Here is a 13,396-nt window from a genome sequence, read left to right as displayed (position 1 = left end):
CACGCGCGGACATCGGCTGGCTTATAGCGGCGGGTGTCCTTTTTAACGGGGTGGCGGGCCGCCTTGATGAAGGGGTCCAGCGCAGCGTGGAATTTGTCGGCGTTTTCTTGGGATACGTCGAGAAGATAATCCTTACCGTCAACGCTGAAGCGGATGACGATCAGTTCTTCCTCACTGAGGGGCTTGTTATCGATATCATCAAAAAACTGAGTGATTTCGCGGCGGGCCATGAATCTCCATTCCGGCTGAACAATGTGGATACGCGACGAGTGTCCTCCCCGCTTGGGGGAGGGTAGTGCGGCTTGAAGGGTAGACGTCTGCGCGCTGAGAGGCTAAGCGCCCAGCTTGGCCTGGATTTCGTCGTTCAGTGAGTCGATCTCGCCGGAAATAGAGCGGTGCGCGCGCTGACGCTGCTGATCGGTCATGTACTCCGCATTGTCAATCGCGGAGTCAAGCTCGTTGAGGCGCTCCTTGACGTCGCGCTTGAAACCAGCGGGAAGCTGTGCGTCCTTGAGAGAGTTGCGGATACCCGCGGTGCGGGCCTTGAGCGGCGCGCCGTGGCCGGAGAAGGACGCTAGCTGCTCAGCGCTGACTCCGGCCTTCTGCGCGCGCTTCTTCTCCACCTCGCGCTGGGCAGCGGTGATGCCGCGGTAAAGCAGGGGCAAAAGAAGAGGTGCTGCGGTACGCAGGGCGCCGGCATAACGCTTGACGTTGTTCTTATTAAAACGGCCCTGCTTAATGCGTTCGAGTTCCTTCTTGGCCATTTTGTACTCGTGCTTGCGGCGATTCTTCAGGCCCTTTTCCTCAGACTTGATAAGCGCCTTCTCTTGCCTAGCCAACAGCTTTTGTTGGCGGTGCTTGGCCTTATCCGCAGCCTTGACCTCTGCCTTTGCGCGGGTCTTAGCGGCCTTGATCTCAGCGCGGGCCTCACGGCGGGCCTTGCGGATCTTCTTCATAATGCCCATTGAAACGTCCTTTTATTTAGCTATCTTTAGGGTCTCGCTACAACTCTAGCAAGGTGGTCTACTAAGCTCACCTGCTGTGAAGGATGTGCTCGTTGCCACGGATCTTGTGGGCTGCCGTTATCGCTTAGTGCAGCGCCGCGCGCATCCTGAGATCCCACGCACCGCGGTGAGCCAAGCCCGGGCGGAGCGCCACGCCGCGGCCATTGATGCTGCACTTAGCCGCCTCCCCAAAAAGGGGCCGGGCCGGTTCCGCCGGATCGACCTGGAGGGGGATGATTTCGAGCGGGCGCTTGCCACGCTGGAAGCACTTGTTCGCGGCTATACGCACATTACGAACGCGGTCTTTTCGACCTCCGAATGGATGGTGCGTGTGGAGCTCCTCGTGCGTGACGGGGATAAATACAGTCCTGTCATCGTCTCCGATCACCGCGTGGCCCGCCCGCACGAGGGATCGCGCACGCTGGTTGTTCCCACCCACCGCTTGGGGTTGAGTGAGCCGCTCCCGGCGAAATACAAAATTCGACACCATGCCGTCGACGGCTACCGCTTAGCCTTGGCCGCGCGGGGTTTGGAGGAAGTGGGCCTGAACTCTGGCAGGGGCGCGGCGATTGGCCAGGACCGTAGCCAAGCTTTTGTCACGGATACCTCGCGGTTCGCTATTGATGAGGCATTGGCGCAGCCACTTCCCACTGAGCCGCGCCGCGTCAAAGAGTGCGCTTCCTGCCGCTTCTGGCCCTTGTGTCAGGAGGAGCTCGAAGCCCGCGATGATATCTCCCTCTTCCTGCCGGGCGACCGCGCTAACCCCTACCGCGAGCGTGGCATCACGACGGTGCAAGGGCTTATCGACGCCTCTCTCGGCGCCCCCTCCGCCCTCGCCGCTGCCTGGCGCGAAGACATCCCACTGTTGCGCCGCGAACGGGTTAGTGTTCCCCGAGCGGATGTCGAAGTTGATGTCGACATGGAGGCCTACCTGGATCAAGGCGCATACCTCTGGGGTGCGCTCCTGGACGGTGAGTACCATTCATTCGTTACATGGGAACCGCTCGGTGGCCGCGCGGAGGCGGAAAATTTTGCCGAGTTCTGGGAGTGGCTCATGGGGGTGCGTGCTGAGGCACATGCGGCTGGAAAGACCTTCGCAGCCTACTGCTACTCCGCCCACGGTGAGAACCATTGGATGCGCAGATCCGCCCAGCGCTTTTCTACACCGAACCTGCAGGAGGTGGAAGAGTTCATCTCCTCGGAAGAATGGGTAGATATGTTCGTCCACGTCAGGCGCAGTTTCGCCGGTACTGCGGGGCTGGGTCTGAAGACCGTGGCACCGGTTGCGGGCTTCGAATGGCCGGAAGAGTTTGACGGCGAGGAATCCGTTAATGCCCGCCGCGCCGCACTTGCCGGTGACACAGACGCGCGTGCACAGATTCTGCGCTATAACGCGGGCGATGTGCGCGCTACCCACGCCGTCCGAGAGTGGATGTCCGATGACGCGCCGGGAGTATTACCCCTCGAGCCCTAGCAGGCCCGCCTTATCTCCTGTTTGCACACCCCCAGACCTGAAACCCGCAACCTGCAGGTGGGGCGTCGCCAAGCGCTTGCCGACGCCCACCGCTCACCAGGAGGTTGCGGGTTTCAGGTCTGGGGATCTACACAATGAGGCTGATTCCGCCGAGGATGATGAGTACCGCAAGGGCCACCCAGGCCTGGTCCCAGTCTGTGGTGTTCGTCGGGGCTGGACCTTCAGCCTTCTTGAGCAGCACGGCTTTCTGGGCCTTGACCGCGCGGGCGGTGAGGATGGGGAAGACAGCCAGGGAACCAAGGCAGAGCAGCGAGGCAGCAACCATGGTGAGGGAACTAGAGGTGGCTAGCCACAGGGCGAGTCCGCCATTAACGAAGACGGAGCGCCCCAGGCCCCAGCGGTTATACTCGCGCAGGCCAGCTCGCACCGCTGAGGGGCCGCCGCCCATAGTGGTCGGGAGCATGTAGCCCATGACGCCGATGAGCAGTTGAGCGCCAAAGCCTACGACGAGCGCGAGCATGGGAATCTTTGGCTCGCTGGAGAAGAAGTGCTGGGTGGTGAAATAGATCAGACCGCCGAGCAGCCAGAAAGAGGAAAAGAGCACGGAAAGTGCCGGGAAGCTAATGCGTCCGCGCGGGTCATGGAGCACGGTGAGGACGTTGACTAGCCAGCCCTGCAGGCTGAGCGCCCAGCCCAGGCAGTAGAGGATGAGGCCTACCTGCGGAATATTCCAGATGCTGCCCACCAGAGTGGCGATGACGCCCAGGCCCAGCAGGGTAAAGCTTAGGCCCATGCGCGGATTGATTCCTTTGGTGCGCCAGATGGACGGGAACAAGATGGTGAGTGAACCGGCCGCCGCTAGACCCACGAAGCCGCCAATATTGGCGGCCACGTGCGCGATGAGCAGGCGCGGATGGGAGGGATGCGTTGCGAGGAAAGCGCCGAGACAAGCACCCACGGCAAGGAAGAGGGCTGAGGCCACGTAAGCGGCAACGACGGGACGGAATCGTTTGGATTCCGCGCGGCGCCACAACATAAAGAGGGTCATCCCGTGCCAGGACACCGCAAGAGCCACAAGTGTGGCGCCGATCTGCGTGAGTACCCAGTGCAGATCCCAGAATTCGGTAAGGAGCTGACCCACGAGGGTGAAGATAACGCCTGTGTTCAGCAGATAGATGCGTGCGAGCTGCCTCGGGCGGGCCGACATCGGAACTTTGAGCTGCACGAATTTTTCGGTGAGGTGCTGGGACCACACCACGATGCTGTTGCTGAGGATGCCCAGCGTGAAAAGGTGGATGAGGACCCAACGGTAGTTCGGGATAAAGGTATGGATTGCGCCCGCGAGAAGAAAAACCATCATCCACAGGCTGACAGGGCGGGATGCTTTCCTGTGCCACGTGCGCGGCGACCACTTATCCATAAAACACGAGTTTATCCGGTTTTTCTCACCATCCAACTCAGCAGCGCGATACCAGCGGCGAGGGCAGCGTAGACGGCGATGAAGCCGGTCCACGACAGGGAATCAAAGAGCACGCCGGCCAGCGCGCCCAGGATGGAGCTGCCGAGGTAATAGAAGAAGACATAAAGGCTGGAAGCCTCCGCACGGTCATGGGTAGCGATGTGGCCCACCCAGCCCGAGGCAGTAGAGTGCGCGGCGAAGAAGCCGATGGTGAAGAGCACGATGCCCAACAGGGTGGGGATGAGCGACCCCATGCAGAGCGCGATGCCCACGGCAAAAAGCAGGCACGACAGCAGCAAGGTGTTGGCGTGGCCCACTTGGCTAACCAGCCGGCCAGCGCGCGCCGAGGACCACGTTCCGGTGAGGTAGAAGAGGAAGACCAAGCCGGCCAAGCCCGGCGAGAGATGGAAGTGGTCGATGAGCCTGAAAGCTAGGAAGTTATAGAGGGAGACGAAGGTACCCATCGCCACGAAAGCCACGATGAACAAGGGGATAAGGCGGATATCCCGGGCATGGCGAAAAATCGCGCGCAGCTCTGATCGAAAGTGGATTTCCTTGGGCGTGAAATTCTGCTGGTAGGGCAGCAAAATAGCGGCGATAATAGCGAGGATGAGCGTGACCAGGCTGGAGCCCGCTAGAGCCCAGCGCCAGGATGTGAGCTCGAGCAGCCCGGTGGGGATGAGGCGGCCGGTGAGCCCACCGATGGTGGTGCCGGCGATATACAAGCCCATGGCGCGGGCGACGTAAGAGCTTTCCAGTTCCTCTGAGATCCAGGCCATGGCGGTAGCGGGCGCGCCGGCGATGACGGCCCCCTGGAGCGCGCGGGTGGCGATGAGGATCTCTGGATTGGGGGCCAGCGGAACGAGCATGCCGATGAGCGTGGCCGCGATGGTGGACACGAGCAGCAGTTTTCCGCGGCCGATGCGCTCGGAGATGATGGACACGGGGATGACGCAAATAGCCAGGGCACCCGTGGCCGCGGAAATGGTCATGGCGGCTTCCGTGGGGGACATGCCCATGTCCTCCACCAGGGTAGGCAGCATGGCTTGGGTGGGGTAGAGGCAAGAAAAAATTGCCAGGCCCACGAAGAGCATGGCAATGGTGGCGCGCCGCGTTCTGGTCATGCACCAAGCATGGCCTAGCGCGGATTATGTGTAAAATGTCCGAAAGTTACATAAATCATGCGAGGTGTGCATGAATCTGGAGGATGTCCGCGGAGTCGTCGCCGTGGCCGACCATGGCCTCGTCGGCGCCGCTGCCGACTCCCTCGGGCTCTCCCAATCCGCGTTGACCCGCCGCGTTCAGCGTATCGAGACGGCCGTGGGGGCCAGCCTTTTTGAGCGCAGCGGCCGACGCCTGCGGCTCAATGCGCGCGGCCGGGCCTTCGTGGACCATGCGCGGCGGATGCTCTTGTCGGAAGCCGCCGCGCGCGATGCCGTCTCCCGACTTATGGATCCGGAGCGCGGCACCGTGCGCCTCGATTTCATGCATTCCCTCGGCACGTGGATGGTTCCGGAGCTGCTCAAGGCCTATCGCGCCAGGCACCCCCACGTGGATATTCGCCTGCACCAGGGCGCGGCCCGCGAGCTCGTGGACAGAGTAGCGGCCGGCGAATCCGACTTGGCGCTCGTCGGTCCCCGGCCTATAAGCCCGGGCCCGCTGGGCTGGCACCAGCTCAAGCTGCAAAGACTCGGACTCGCGGTGCCGGAAGGGCATTGGGCTGCCGGAAGAAACAGTGTGCGCATGGAAGACTTTCGCGATGAGCCCTTCATCGGCATGTTGCCTGGCTATGGAACACGCATGCTTCTCGATTCCCTAGCGAGCGAGGCCGGTTTTAGCCCGCGCCTCGTCTTCGAATCCATGGAGCTGACCACCGTGGCCGGCCTCGTGGCCGCCGGACTGGGATCGGCGTTGCTGCCGCTTGATGACCCGTACCTGAAAGCCCGCAACCTCATTCCCATAGAACCCGAGGCCTATCGCGAGCTGGGGTTGGTGTGGCGCGAAGGCGATGATGCCCCGCCGGTTGAGCACTTCAAGGATTTCGTGGTGGCCCGCACCGCCGAGGGCAGTAGCTTGGTCGAGGCCGATTAGCTGCCGAAGGGAAGCTCGGCGGCCAGGGCGGCGAGCGCCTCGGGGGTGGATACCTCGTGCGGCAGCCAAGGCAAGGTGTGTACCGGCTGGCCCGGCAGCTTTTCAGCGAGCAGCGCCAAGGCTGCATCCTCTGAGGAGCGGCGCTGTTGAAGAAACTCTTCCGTGCTTTCCGGAGTGCGGCGGTTGACCAGCAGTCCACCGCAGTGCACGCCATGGGAACTCAGTTCCGCGAAGAACTCGGAGGTTTCCAACACCGGGGTGCGATCCGCGGTGAGGACGAGGAAGAAGGACGTGGTGGCTTCGTCGGAAAGCACGGAGCGCAAACGCTCGAAGCGGCGGCGGCGCTTGAGCAACGTGGAGCGGATCTCCTGGTTACGGCGGTCCACCGGGTCCTGCGAGCTGGCGGATACGGCCTTCTCCGCCGAGGTCATGCCGCGCACCACCGCGCCGAACTTATCGGATTTCTCGCGCCGCGCCAGCAGTCCATCGGTATACGCGGCCATGATCTCCGGCAGTGCCATGAGCCGCGAGGTGTGGCCGGAGGGCGCGGTATCGAAGATGATGTGCTCAAACTCCCCACCAGCCTGCTGCTCTTCGACGAGCTGCGCGATGCGCTCCAACATCGCTGCCTCGTGCGTGCCAGGCGAGTGCCGGGCCAGGTCCACGTGCCGGCCGACCTCGCGGTGGAGGCGCTCCGGCATGAACCGACGCATCTGCTTGGCGACGCCCTCCAGGTGCTCCTCCGTTGCCCGCGCCGGGTCGATCTCGATGACGCTTAAGTGGGGGCGGATGGTAGTGGGGACGTCGCCAAGCGTGGTGCCAAAGATGTGCCCCAGGTTGTGCGCCGGGTCTGTAGATACCAGCAGCACACGCTTGCCTTCCTGGGCCAGGCGCAGGGCGGTGGCGGTGGCCAGCGTGGTCTTACCCACCCCGCCCTTGCCGCCAAAGAACATGATGGGGGCTAACAACATGAGATTCCGTTCAAGGGTGAGCGCTCCATGCCCATGCGCGTGTGCCAGGCGTGGAAATCTTCGTACATCAGCGGCAGCAATTCCAGGGTGGGGCGGGTGGTACAGAAGGGGTGTAGTTCACCGCCACTCACTGGCTGCGGATTGCCTTAACCGAAAGGCCAACTGCCCTACATGACAAAGATCCCCCTCGGATCAGCGGGCGGCGCAAAACTTTGGCAACTCGGGCAGTTTCGGCTCGCGCGCCGGGATTGGGCTCCCTGCGCAAGGCCTGTAGGCGGATGAAAACGCGAAACCGCGCCGAGCCTCAATGAAGAGGACCCAGCGCGGCCGAAGCTATATGGCCTTAAAGGAGGCCGTCGTGCTTACTTAGTAGCAGCAGCGTAACGCTCAGCAACGTCATCCCAGTTGAAGACGTTCCATACGGCCTTAACGTAGTCAGCCTTCACGTTCTTGTACTGGAGGTAGAAGGCGTGCTCCCACATATCCAGCATCAGCAGCGGGGTGAAGTTCACAGAAATGTTGCCCTGCTGATCAGTCAGCTGCTCAATAACTAGGCGGCCAGCAACGTGGTCGTAGCCCAGAACTGCCCAGCCGGAACCCTGCAGGCCGGTAGCAACGGCGGAGAAGTGAGCCTTGAACTTCTCGAAGGAGCCGAAGTCACGGTTAATAGCCTCAGCCAACTCGCCGGTGGGCTCGCCGCCGCCGTTCGGGGAGAGGTTCTTCCAGAAGATGGAGTGGTTGGTGTGGCCACCCAGGTTGAAGGCAAGGTTCTTGGACAGAGCGCGGATAGCGTCAGCGTTAGCCTCGCCGTTGCGCTGCTCCTCCAGGGCCTCGAGCGCAGCGTTAGCGCCAGCAACGTAGCCAGCGTGGTGCTTGGAGTGGTGCAGCTCCATGATCTCAGCGGAGATGTGCGGCTCCAGAGCGTCGTATGCGTAGTCGAGTTCCGGAAGTTCGTAAACAGCCATTTGTGTCATCCTTTCTTTGGGGTACGAGGCCCCATGGTAGGGCGCGGATGAGGATTTGGCCACAATATTTTTTCTATGGGAGAGGCCGTGAACAAAAACCTGGATTGTGGGCAGCGCAGCGGAGTATAAGGGGAGGGCAAGACTAAGCGAAGGAGAATCCTGCATGTTTCTTTTCACACCAGAACCCAAGCTGGTGGCAGCTAAGGACGCTCTTCCGGGGCGCGCCGAGCCCGTCTTGGACAACCCGCAGCCCCACGCGGTCCTGGGCACTCCGATTACCGGCCCGTGGAAAGAGGGACAAAAATCCCTCATCATCGCTATCGGCTGTTTCTGGGGCGCGGAGAAGATGTTCTGGGAAACTGAGGGCGTGGAGTCCACGTCCGTGGGCTATGCGGGAGGTACCACCCCTAACCCGACGTACTACGAGGTCTGCCGTGGGCTGACCAACCACGCGGAGGCGGTGCAGATTACCTATGATCCGCAGCGCGTGAGCCTGCGCGACCTTGTGGTCAAGGCCTTGGAAGCCCACGATCCGACCCAGGGCTTCCGCCAGGGCAACGACGTGGGTACGCAGTATCGCTCGGCGTTCTACCCAGAGACTGAGGAGGAACGCGAGGAGATCCAGCAGCTTGTGGATTCCTACGCAGGCAAGCTTGCCGACGCCGGCTTCGGCGCCACCACCACCGAAGTCACCCTCCTCAGCGAGACGGATTCGGGAGAGTATTACCTGGCCGAGGACGAGCACCAGCAGTACCTGCATAAGGTGCCCAATGGCTATTGCCCGCACCACAGCACCGGTGTGAAGTGCGGCTAACACGGTGAGCGCATGTGCGTGCGGCTAGAGCTGTTTGCGCACGTGCGTGCGGAAGTCAGAAGGTTTGTTGAGCTGGTCGCGCTCCACAAAGTCCCGCATGCGCTCAGCTAGCTCCGGAGTGAGCTGGGTACGGGTTTGGGATCCGAGGACGGAATCCCAGTACCAGAAGGTTTCCTCGAAGTAGTTGTGCCCGTGGCCGCCCGGCACGTTGAGCGAGTTGATCTGGTCCAGTGCTACCTGCCAGAAGGTGATGAACGGATGCCAGCGCAGGTTGTTAAAAGTATCTGCGTACAAGGTCTGCGGGGTCGGCTCGTGGATCCAGTTGGGGCGAGCATAAATGAGCTTGCTATCCCACCACACGATGGCATCGGAGGCGTGCTGTCCCACCGCTACCCGCGGGCGCTCCCAGGGGCCATAGGGCTCGCCGAAGGCATCGTGCTCCATGTGGGCGGGGACGGCGGCGAAGCGGAGGTGCCGGCCGCCGTCGATAAGCGGCAAGCGCTCCAAGGAGCCGCGTTCGCGGTGCAGGCGGCGCATGAAACTGGTCATCCGGGGCGGCCCAGTGAATACCGCGCCATCGCACGCCGCGAGCAAATCTTCGACCGTCTCATAGTTTTCCACGATGGCATAGCAGCCCAGGGATTCGCCGCTTAAGTACAGCTTGGGGCGGTTGTCCTCGGGCAAGAGCTCGAGGCGGGCGTGAACAGCGGCGATGAGCTCGCGCGCAAAAGTGCGGGAGAGGTTTTTATCCACCAGGTAGGAAAACATGGAGGGAAGATAGTCGAATTGCAAGGCCACGGTGGCGCAATTGCCGCGCGTGAGGAATTCATAGCCACTGACCGAATAATTATTGATCCAGCCTGAGCCGGAGGGCATCTGCAGCACGATGGTGTCGCGGTGGAAGGCCCCCGTGCGGTCCATCTCCGCCACCGCGTGGCGGGCGGCGGCGTGCGGACCACGGCCGCGGATGAGGCCGATGTAAATGCGTATTGGTTCGCGCGCTCGGTCAAAGTGCATGACCTCTTTGATGTCCTGGGCGCGGGGGCCACGGTCGAGAAAAACGCGGCCCTGTGAGCCGACAGCCGTCCACTGCTCATGGGACCATGGGCTGCCGGAGCGTTCCGGCTCCCACGGCATGACAGATCCCGGATAGACGAGCTTGTTGAGGGCAAGGCCCTGGATAGTGGCTTTGTGGAGCAGCCGGCGCCAGACCATGCGGTCGCTGGCCACGGCCGCGGCGAAGCCCACCGCGCCGCCGGCTAGGGGCCAGGCAATCCACCGGGGCAGCCAACGCTGCACCTGGAGAGAAAGCTGAGTGACGGTAAGCTGAGCCGCCTCCCCTACGATGAGCAAGGCACCGTAGCCTGCGGTACCCACCATCATTCCTAGTGCGGCGGATTGCGGGCCGCGGTCATTGAGCTTGCCCACGAGGCGGGCCTGCTCTGTTTGGTTGCGCAGGGAGCGTATGCCCGCGATGAAGGTTCCGAGCCCCAGCAAGTAGTAGGAATAGCGCCGAGTGGTGGGGCCGACCCGATCCTGGGGGCGCCGGCCCGCGTGGCGTAGAGCGCGCTTCGCTGCGAAAGCCGCGGTGGTGGCGGCGAGATGTCCCGCGCCTTGGCCGATGGCCACGTTGGCAGCGGTAACCCACCACGGGCGTGGCAATAGCGACGGGGAGACGGCTGCCCAGGTCGCTACTTCGGCGCCGAAGAGCCCGGGCCACATATTTTGCGGCAGGCGCCGCCTGCCGGTCATGCGCATTCCAGGGGTGAGATCACTGATGAGCTCCAAGGAAAAGATGGCAGCCTGAAGTCCTGTGCGGGCGGTTTTGAGGGCGATGCGGCGCGCGAGTTGACGCATGCTGGCCATTGAACCAGCTTTGGGGCGAACGTGCAGTGATGCCACTAATCAGACCTAATCGGGCATAAAAATGTGAGATCGGACTACTTAACCTGTGAATTCGGGCGCATAACGAGCAAAACTCGGACATTAGGGGCACAATAGGAGTCATGGGAAATCATGTTGGAAACAAAGTAGTACTCATCGGCGCTGGCGACGTTGGAGTTGCTTACGCCTACGCTCTGGTCAACCAGGGCACTGTTGATCACCTGGCCATCATCGACATCGACGAAAAGAAGCTCGAGGGCAACGTCATGGACCTCAACCATGGCGTCGTCTGGGCCCCGTCCCGCACCCGCGTGACCAAGGGTACCTACGAAGACTGCAAGGACGCCTCCATGGTCGTCATCTGCGCCGGTGCCGCACAGAAGCCCGGCGAGACCCGCCTGCAGCTCGTGGACAAGAACGTCAAGATCATGAACTCCATCGTGGCGGACGTCATGAAGAATGACTTCGACGGCATCTTCCTGGTCGCCTCCAACCCGGTGGACCTGCTGACCTACGCAGTGTGGAAGGCCTCCGGCTTCCCGCACCAGCGCGTCATCGGCTCCGGCACCGTCCTGGACTCGGCCCGCTACCGCTACATGCTCTCTGAAATGGATGACGTGGCACCGACCTCCGTCCACGCCTACATCATCGGTGAGCACGGCGATTCCGAGCTGCCGGTCGTCTCCTCCGCCAACATCGCAGGTGTCTCCCTGTCCCACCGTTCTGAAAAGGACCCGGGCTACAACGAGCGCATCGAGAAGATCTTCGAGGACACCCGCGACGCTGCCTACCACATCATCGACGCTAAGGGCTCCACCTCCTACGGCATCGGCATGGCCCTGGCCCGCATCACCCGCGCGGTCATCCAGAACCAGGCCGTCGCTCTCCCGGTCTCTGCCTACCTGCAGGGCGAGTACGGCCACGAGGATGTCTTCATCGGCACCCCGGCCATCGTTGACCGCTCCGGCGTCAACCGCGTTATCGAGCTGGCCCTCGATGATCACGAGAAGGAGCGCTTTGAGAACTCCTTCAACACGCTCAACACCATCAAGGAAGAAATCTTCGGCTAGTGAAGATTGTCGCCCACAGGGGATACTCCGGGAAATATCCGGAGCTATCCCCTCTTGCCTTTGAGAAAGCGCTCGAGCTACCCATTCACGGTATCGAGTGCGATATCCGCCTGAGCAGCGACGGCAAGGTGGTGGTTCATCACGATCCCACACTGGACCGCACCACGAATGGCTCAGGCCGAGTGTCTCGGATGACCTGGGAGGAGCTGCGCCGCCTCAAGATTGGCGGCGGCCAGCGCATGCTGCTTCTCGACGAACTCCTCGACATGCTCGGGGATAAGAAGCACCACCTCTACATTGAGACCAAGCATCCCTCGGGGCAAGGCGACATCCTCGAAGAACAGATGGTGCTGCGGCTGCGCTACGCAGGGCTTCTCGACGACCCCCGGATCCACATGATTTCCTTTTCCCACCGGGCCATTCGTCGAATGGCAGCACTTGCCCCGCACGTCGACCGCATCTACCTGCGCCGCGATTGGGAGCGCCATTTCAACCGTCCCGACATCCTGTTGTCGCAGCCCACTGGCCTGGGCATGTCGCTGTTGCGCGGCAAGCTGCAGCCCGACGCGATCGGCGCGCACGGCTTGCCCACGTACATGTGGACCATCGATAAACCCGCGGACATGAAGTGGGCGTGGGCCAACGGGGTAGATATTCTCGCCACGAACCAGCCGGAAGTGGCCCTGCATGCCATTGAGCTGTAATGAACAGGTAAGTTGTTCAGTATGGCCAAGAAGAAAAAGAAGAACGAACAGCTGCCGGAGGGCATGTCCCGCCGCCAAGCTAAGCTCGCTGCCCGCGCCGCCGAGCGCGCTGCCCTGGAAAAGGACCCTCGCCCCTTTGGTGGGCTGGCCGCTGAGGCTAGCCTCGTCGCCCTGCAGGAATTTGTTCCTTCCGCAACGGCGAAGCTGTCCGTCAAGGGCTTTGACAAGGACGTCTACGTCGCCACCGTGCTGCCCGGTGCTACTGCGGCGCTCATCCGTGATGAGGAATCCGGTGGTGAGGCCTTCGTGGGCCTGCAGGTACAGTCCCACACCCACAACCCGGGCCGCGACTTGGCTTTTGCTCTGAACTGGGTGAAAAACAACGCGCCGGGCTCCACCCTCGAGTCCACCGCTGCCGATGGTTCCCAGCCGGAGCTCAAGGAGCTGCTGGAGGAGGACGCCGAGCTGGAGATCAACGTCTACCAGGACTTCACGTGGTGGATGCCGGAGGGCGCGCAGGTTCCGCCGCAGATGGCACAGGCACTGCAGCGAGCCAATGATTCCGTCATCGAGTCCTACCAGGTGGGCCAGGAGGCCGAAGGCTTCGTCGGCACCGCCTTCTGGGCCAACGCTGGTGGCGGCAAGGCGCATATCCGCTGGGTCCGCCCGTGCGATGACGAGAATGCTTTCCTCAACGCGCTGGCGCGCGTGGCCGCTCGCGGCGAGCTCAACCTGGGCGAGAATACCAAGTTTGCCGGTGTCTTCCGCACCCATGGTCTGATCGCCCCGGTCTTTGACCTCGACCCAGAGGTCGCGCACGACTCCTACGAGGCCGAGCTGTCTCGCGTGAACAAGGCGCTGGAGGAGGAGATCTCCAACGACGCCAACCTTGACGCCGATGAGCGCAAGCAGCTGCAGAACATCAAGTCCCGTCAGGTGACGCTGCGCTAGTACCGCGGT

The 13,396-nt window shown here is 62.2% G+C and carries 13 protein-coding genes and 1 pseudogene; 6 read left to right on the top strand and 8 right to left on the bottom strand.

Translation table 11 applies throughout. The features are described 5' to 3' along the window. Positions 1–230: Lsr2 dimerization domain-containing protein (locus tag HMPREF2978_RS04420; protein WP_070744270.1), on the bottom strand; the 230-nt coding region annotated here is incomplete at its 3' end. 102 nt (positions 231–332) lie between these two features. Further along, the gene (locus HMPREF2978_RS04415) at positions 333–965 is read right to left on the bottom strand and encodes a DUF6474 family protein (RefSeq protein WP_070744268.1); all 633 of its coding nucleotides are present in this window, start codon (positions 963–965) and stop codon (positions 333–335) included. A 76-nt stretch (positions 966–1,041) separates the two neighbouring features. Between HMPREF2978_RS04415 and HMPREF2978_RS04410 the strand changes: the two genes are divergently transcribed. Continuing rightward, complete coding sequence (locus tag HMPREF2978_RS04410) at positions 1,042–2,478, top strand: TM0106 family RecB-like putative nuclease (protein ID WP_210383619.1); 1,437 nt, start codon at positions 1,042–1,044, stop codon at positions 2,476–2,478. 127 nt (positions 2,479–2,605) lie between these two features. Here the strand turns inward: HMPREF2978_RS04410 and HMPREF2978_RS04405 are convergent, their stop codons facing one another. Together HMPREF2978_RS04405 and HMPREF2978_RS04400 are read right to left on the bottom strand one after the other, a co-directional pair. Further along, positions 2,606–3,898, bottom strand: coding sequence for a copper oxidase (locus HMPREF2978_RS04405; protein WP_070525968.1), 1,293 nt, complete (start codon positions 3,896–3,898; stop codon positions 2,606–2,608). 11 nt (positions 3,899–3,909) lie between these two features. Continuing rightward, entirely contained in the window at positions 3,910–5,061 is a 1,152-nt protein-coding gene (locus HMPREF2978_RS04400) for an MFS transporter (RefSeq protein WP_010188474.1), read from the bottom strand. Positions 5,062–5,131: 70 nt separating this feature from the next. Between HMPREF2978_RS04400 and HMPREF2978_RS04395 the strand changes: the two genes are divergently transcribed. Continuing rightward, on the top strand, positions 5,132–6,028 hold the full coding sequence (locus HMPREF2978_RS04395) for a LysR substrate-binding domain-containing protein (RefSeq protein WP_010188476.1): 897 nt from the start codon (positions 5,132–5,134) through the stop codon (positions 6,026–6,028). Here the strand turns inward: HMPREF2978_RS04395 and HMPREF2978_RS04390 are convergent. The 3 genes and pseudogenes from HMPREF2978_RS04390 to HMPREF2978_RS04385 form a co-directional block, all read right to left on the bottom strand. Beyond that, complete coding sequence (locus HMPREF2978_RS04390) at positions 6,025–6,999, bottom strand: ArsA family ATPase (RefSeq protein WP_070744267.1); 975 nt, start codon at positions 6,997–6,999, stop codon at positions 6,025–6,027. The genes HMPREF2978_RS04395 and HMPREF2978_RS04390 overlap by 4 nt on opposite strands. Then, positions 6,990–7,088 (bottom strand): annotated as a pseudogene (locus HMPREF2978_RS13430) (DNA helicase); the annotation flags it as partial. The pseudogene HMPREF2978_RS13430 and the gene HMPREF2978_RS04390, both read right to left, overlap by 10 nt. Before the next feature lie 273 nt (positions 7,089–7,361). Continuing rightward, positions 7,362–7,964, bottom strand: a complete 603-nt coding sequence (locus HMPREF2978_RS04385; protein ID WP_070523894.1) for a superoxide dismutase — start codon at positions 7,962–7,964, stop codon at positions 7,362–7,364. Positions 7,965–8,127: 163 nt separating this feature from the next. Between HMPREF2978_RS04385 and msrA the strand changes: the two genes are divergently transcribed. Continuing rightward, on the top strand, positions 8,128–8,778 hold the full coding sequence (gene msrA, locus HMPREF2978_RS04380) for a peptide-methionine (S)-S-oxide reductase MsrA (RefSeq protein WP_070744266.1): 651 nt from the start codon (positions 8,128–8,130) through the stop codon (positions 8,776–8,778). A 24-nt stretch (positions 8,779–8,802) separates the two neighbouring features. Here the strand turns inward: msrA and HMPREF2978_RS04375 are convergent, their stop codons facing one another. Then, a complete protein-coding gene (locus HMPREF2978_RS04375) occupies positions 8,803–10,644 on the bottom strand; it encodes an alpha/beta-hydrolase family protein (RefSeq protein WP_070443239.1) in 1,842 nt (613 codons plus the stop codon). Positions 10,645–10,784: 140 nt separating this feature from the next. Here HMPREF2978_RS04375 and HMPREF2978_RS04370 point away from each other — a divergent pair, with 140 nt between their 5' ends. Genes HMPREF2978_RS04370 through HMPREF2978_RS04360 form a run of 3 tightly spaced genes read left to right on the top strand, consistent with a single transcriptional unit; the run spans position 10,785 to position 13,387 of the window. Then, on the top strand, positions 10,785–11,732 hold the full coding sequence (locus HMPREF2978_RS04370) for an L-lactate dehydrogenase (protein ID WP_070443241.1): 948 nt from the start codon (positions 10,785–10,787) through the stop codon (positions 11,730–11,732). Then, complete coding sequence (locus HMPREF2978_RS04365) at positions 11,732–12,436, top strand: glycerophosphodiester phosphodiesterase family protein (protein ID WP_049156880.1); 705 nt, start codon at positions 11,732–11,734, stop codon at positions 12,434–12,436. Before HMPREF2978_RS04370 ends, HMPREF2978_RS04365 begins: the two co-directional genes overlap by 1 nt. Before the next feature lie 21 nt (positions 12,437–12,457). Then, a complete protein-coding gene (locus HMPREF2978_RS04360) occupies positions 12,458–13,387 on the top strand; it encodes a DUF5926 family protein (RefSeq protein WP_070744264.1) in 930 nt (309 codons plus the stop codon). The last annotated feature ends 9 nt before the right edge of the window (positions 13,388–13,396 follow it).

The sequence above is a fragment of the Corynebacterium sp. HMSC074C01 genome, assembly GCF_001814605.1.
In the GTDB taxonomy this organism is placed as follows: Bacteria; Actinomycetota; Actinomycetes; order Mycobacteriales; family Mycobacteriaceae; genus Corynebacterium.
This window is presented reverse-complemented; position numbering and strand designations above follow the sequence as displayed.

Excerpts from the sequence above, each read along its gene's own strand:
- HMPREF2978_RS04415 (WP_070744268.1), bottom strand. The coding sequence starts at position 965 with ATGGGCATTATGAAGAAGATCCGCAAGGCCCGCCGTGAGGCCCGCGCT.
- HMPREF2978_RS04405 (WP_070525968.1), bottom strand. The coding sequence starts at position 3,898 with ATGGATAAGTGGTCGCCGCGCACGTGGCACAGGAAAGCATCCCGCCCT.
- HMPREF2978_RS04400 (WP_010188474.1), bottom strand. The coding sequence starts at position 5,061 with ATGACCAGAACGCGGCGCGCCACCATTGCCATGCTCTTCGTGGGCCTG.
- HMPREF2978_RS04395 (WP_010188476.1), top strand. The coding sequence starts at position 5,132 with ATGAATCTGGAGGATGTCCGCGGAGTCGTCGCCGTGGCCGACCATGGC.
- HMPREF2978_RS04390 (WP_070744267.1), bottom strand. The coding sequence starts at position 6,999 with ATGTTGTTAGCCCCCATCATGTTCTTTGGCGGCAAGGGCGGGGTGGGT.
- HMPREF2978_RS04385 (WP_070523894.1), bottom strand. The coding sequence starts at position 7,964 with ATGGCTGTTTACGAACTTCCGGAACTCGACTACGCATACGACGCTCTG.
- msrA (WP_070744266.1), top strand. The coding sequence starts at position 8,128 with ATGTTTCTTTTCACACCAGAACCCAAGCTGGTGGCAGCTAAGGACGCT.
- HMPREF2978_RS04375 (WP_070443239.1), bottom strand. The coding sequence starts at position 10,644 with ATGGCCAGCATGCGTCAACTCGCGCGCCGCATCGCCCTCAAAACCGCC.
- HMPREF2978_RS04370 (WP_070443241.1), top strand. The coding sequence starts at position 10,785 with ATGGGAAATCATGTTGGAAACAAAGTAGTACTCATCGGCGCTGGCGAC.
- HMPREF2978_RS04360 (WP_070744264.1), top strand. The coding sequence starts at position 12,458 with ATGGCCAAGAAGAAAAAGAAGAACGAACAGCTGCCGGAGGGCATGTCC.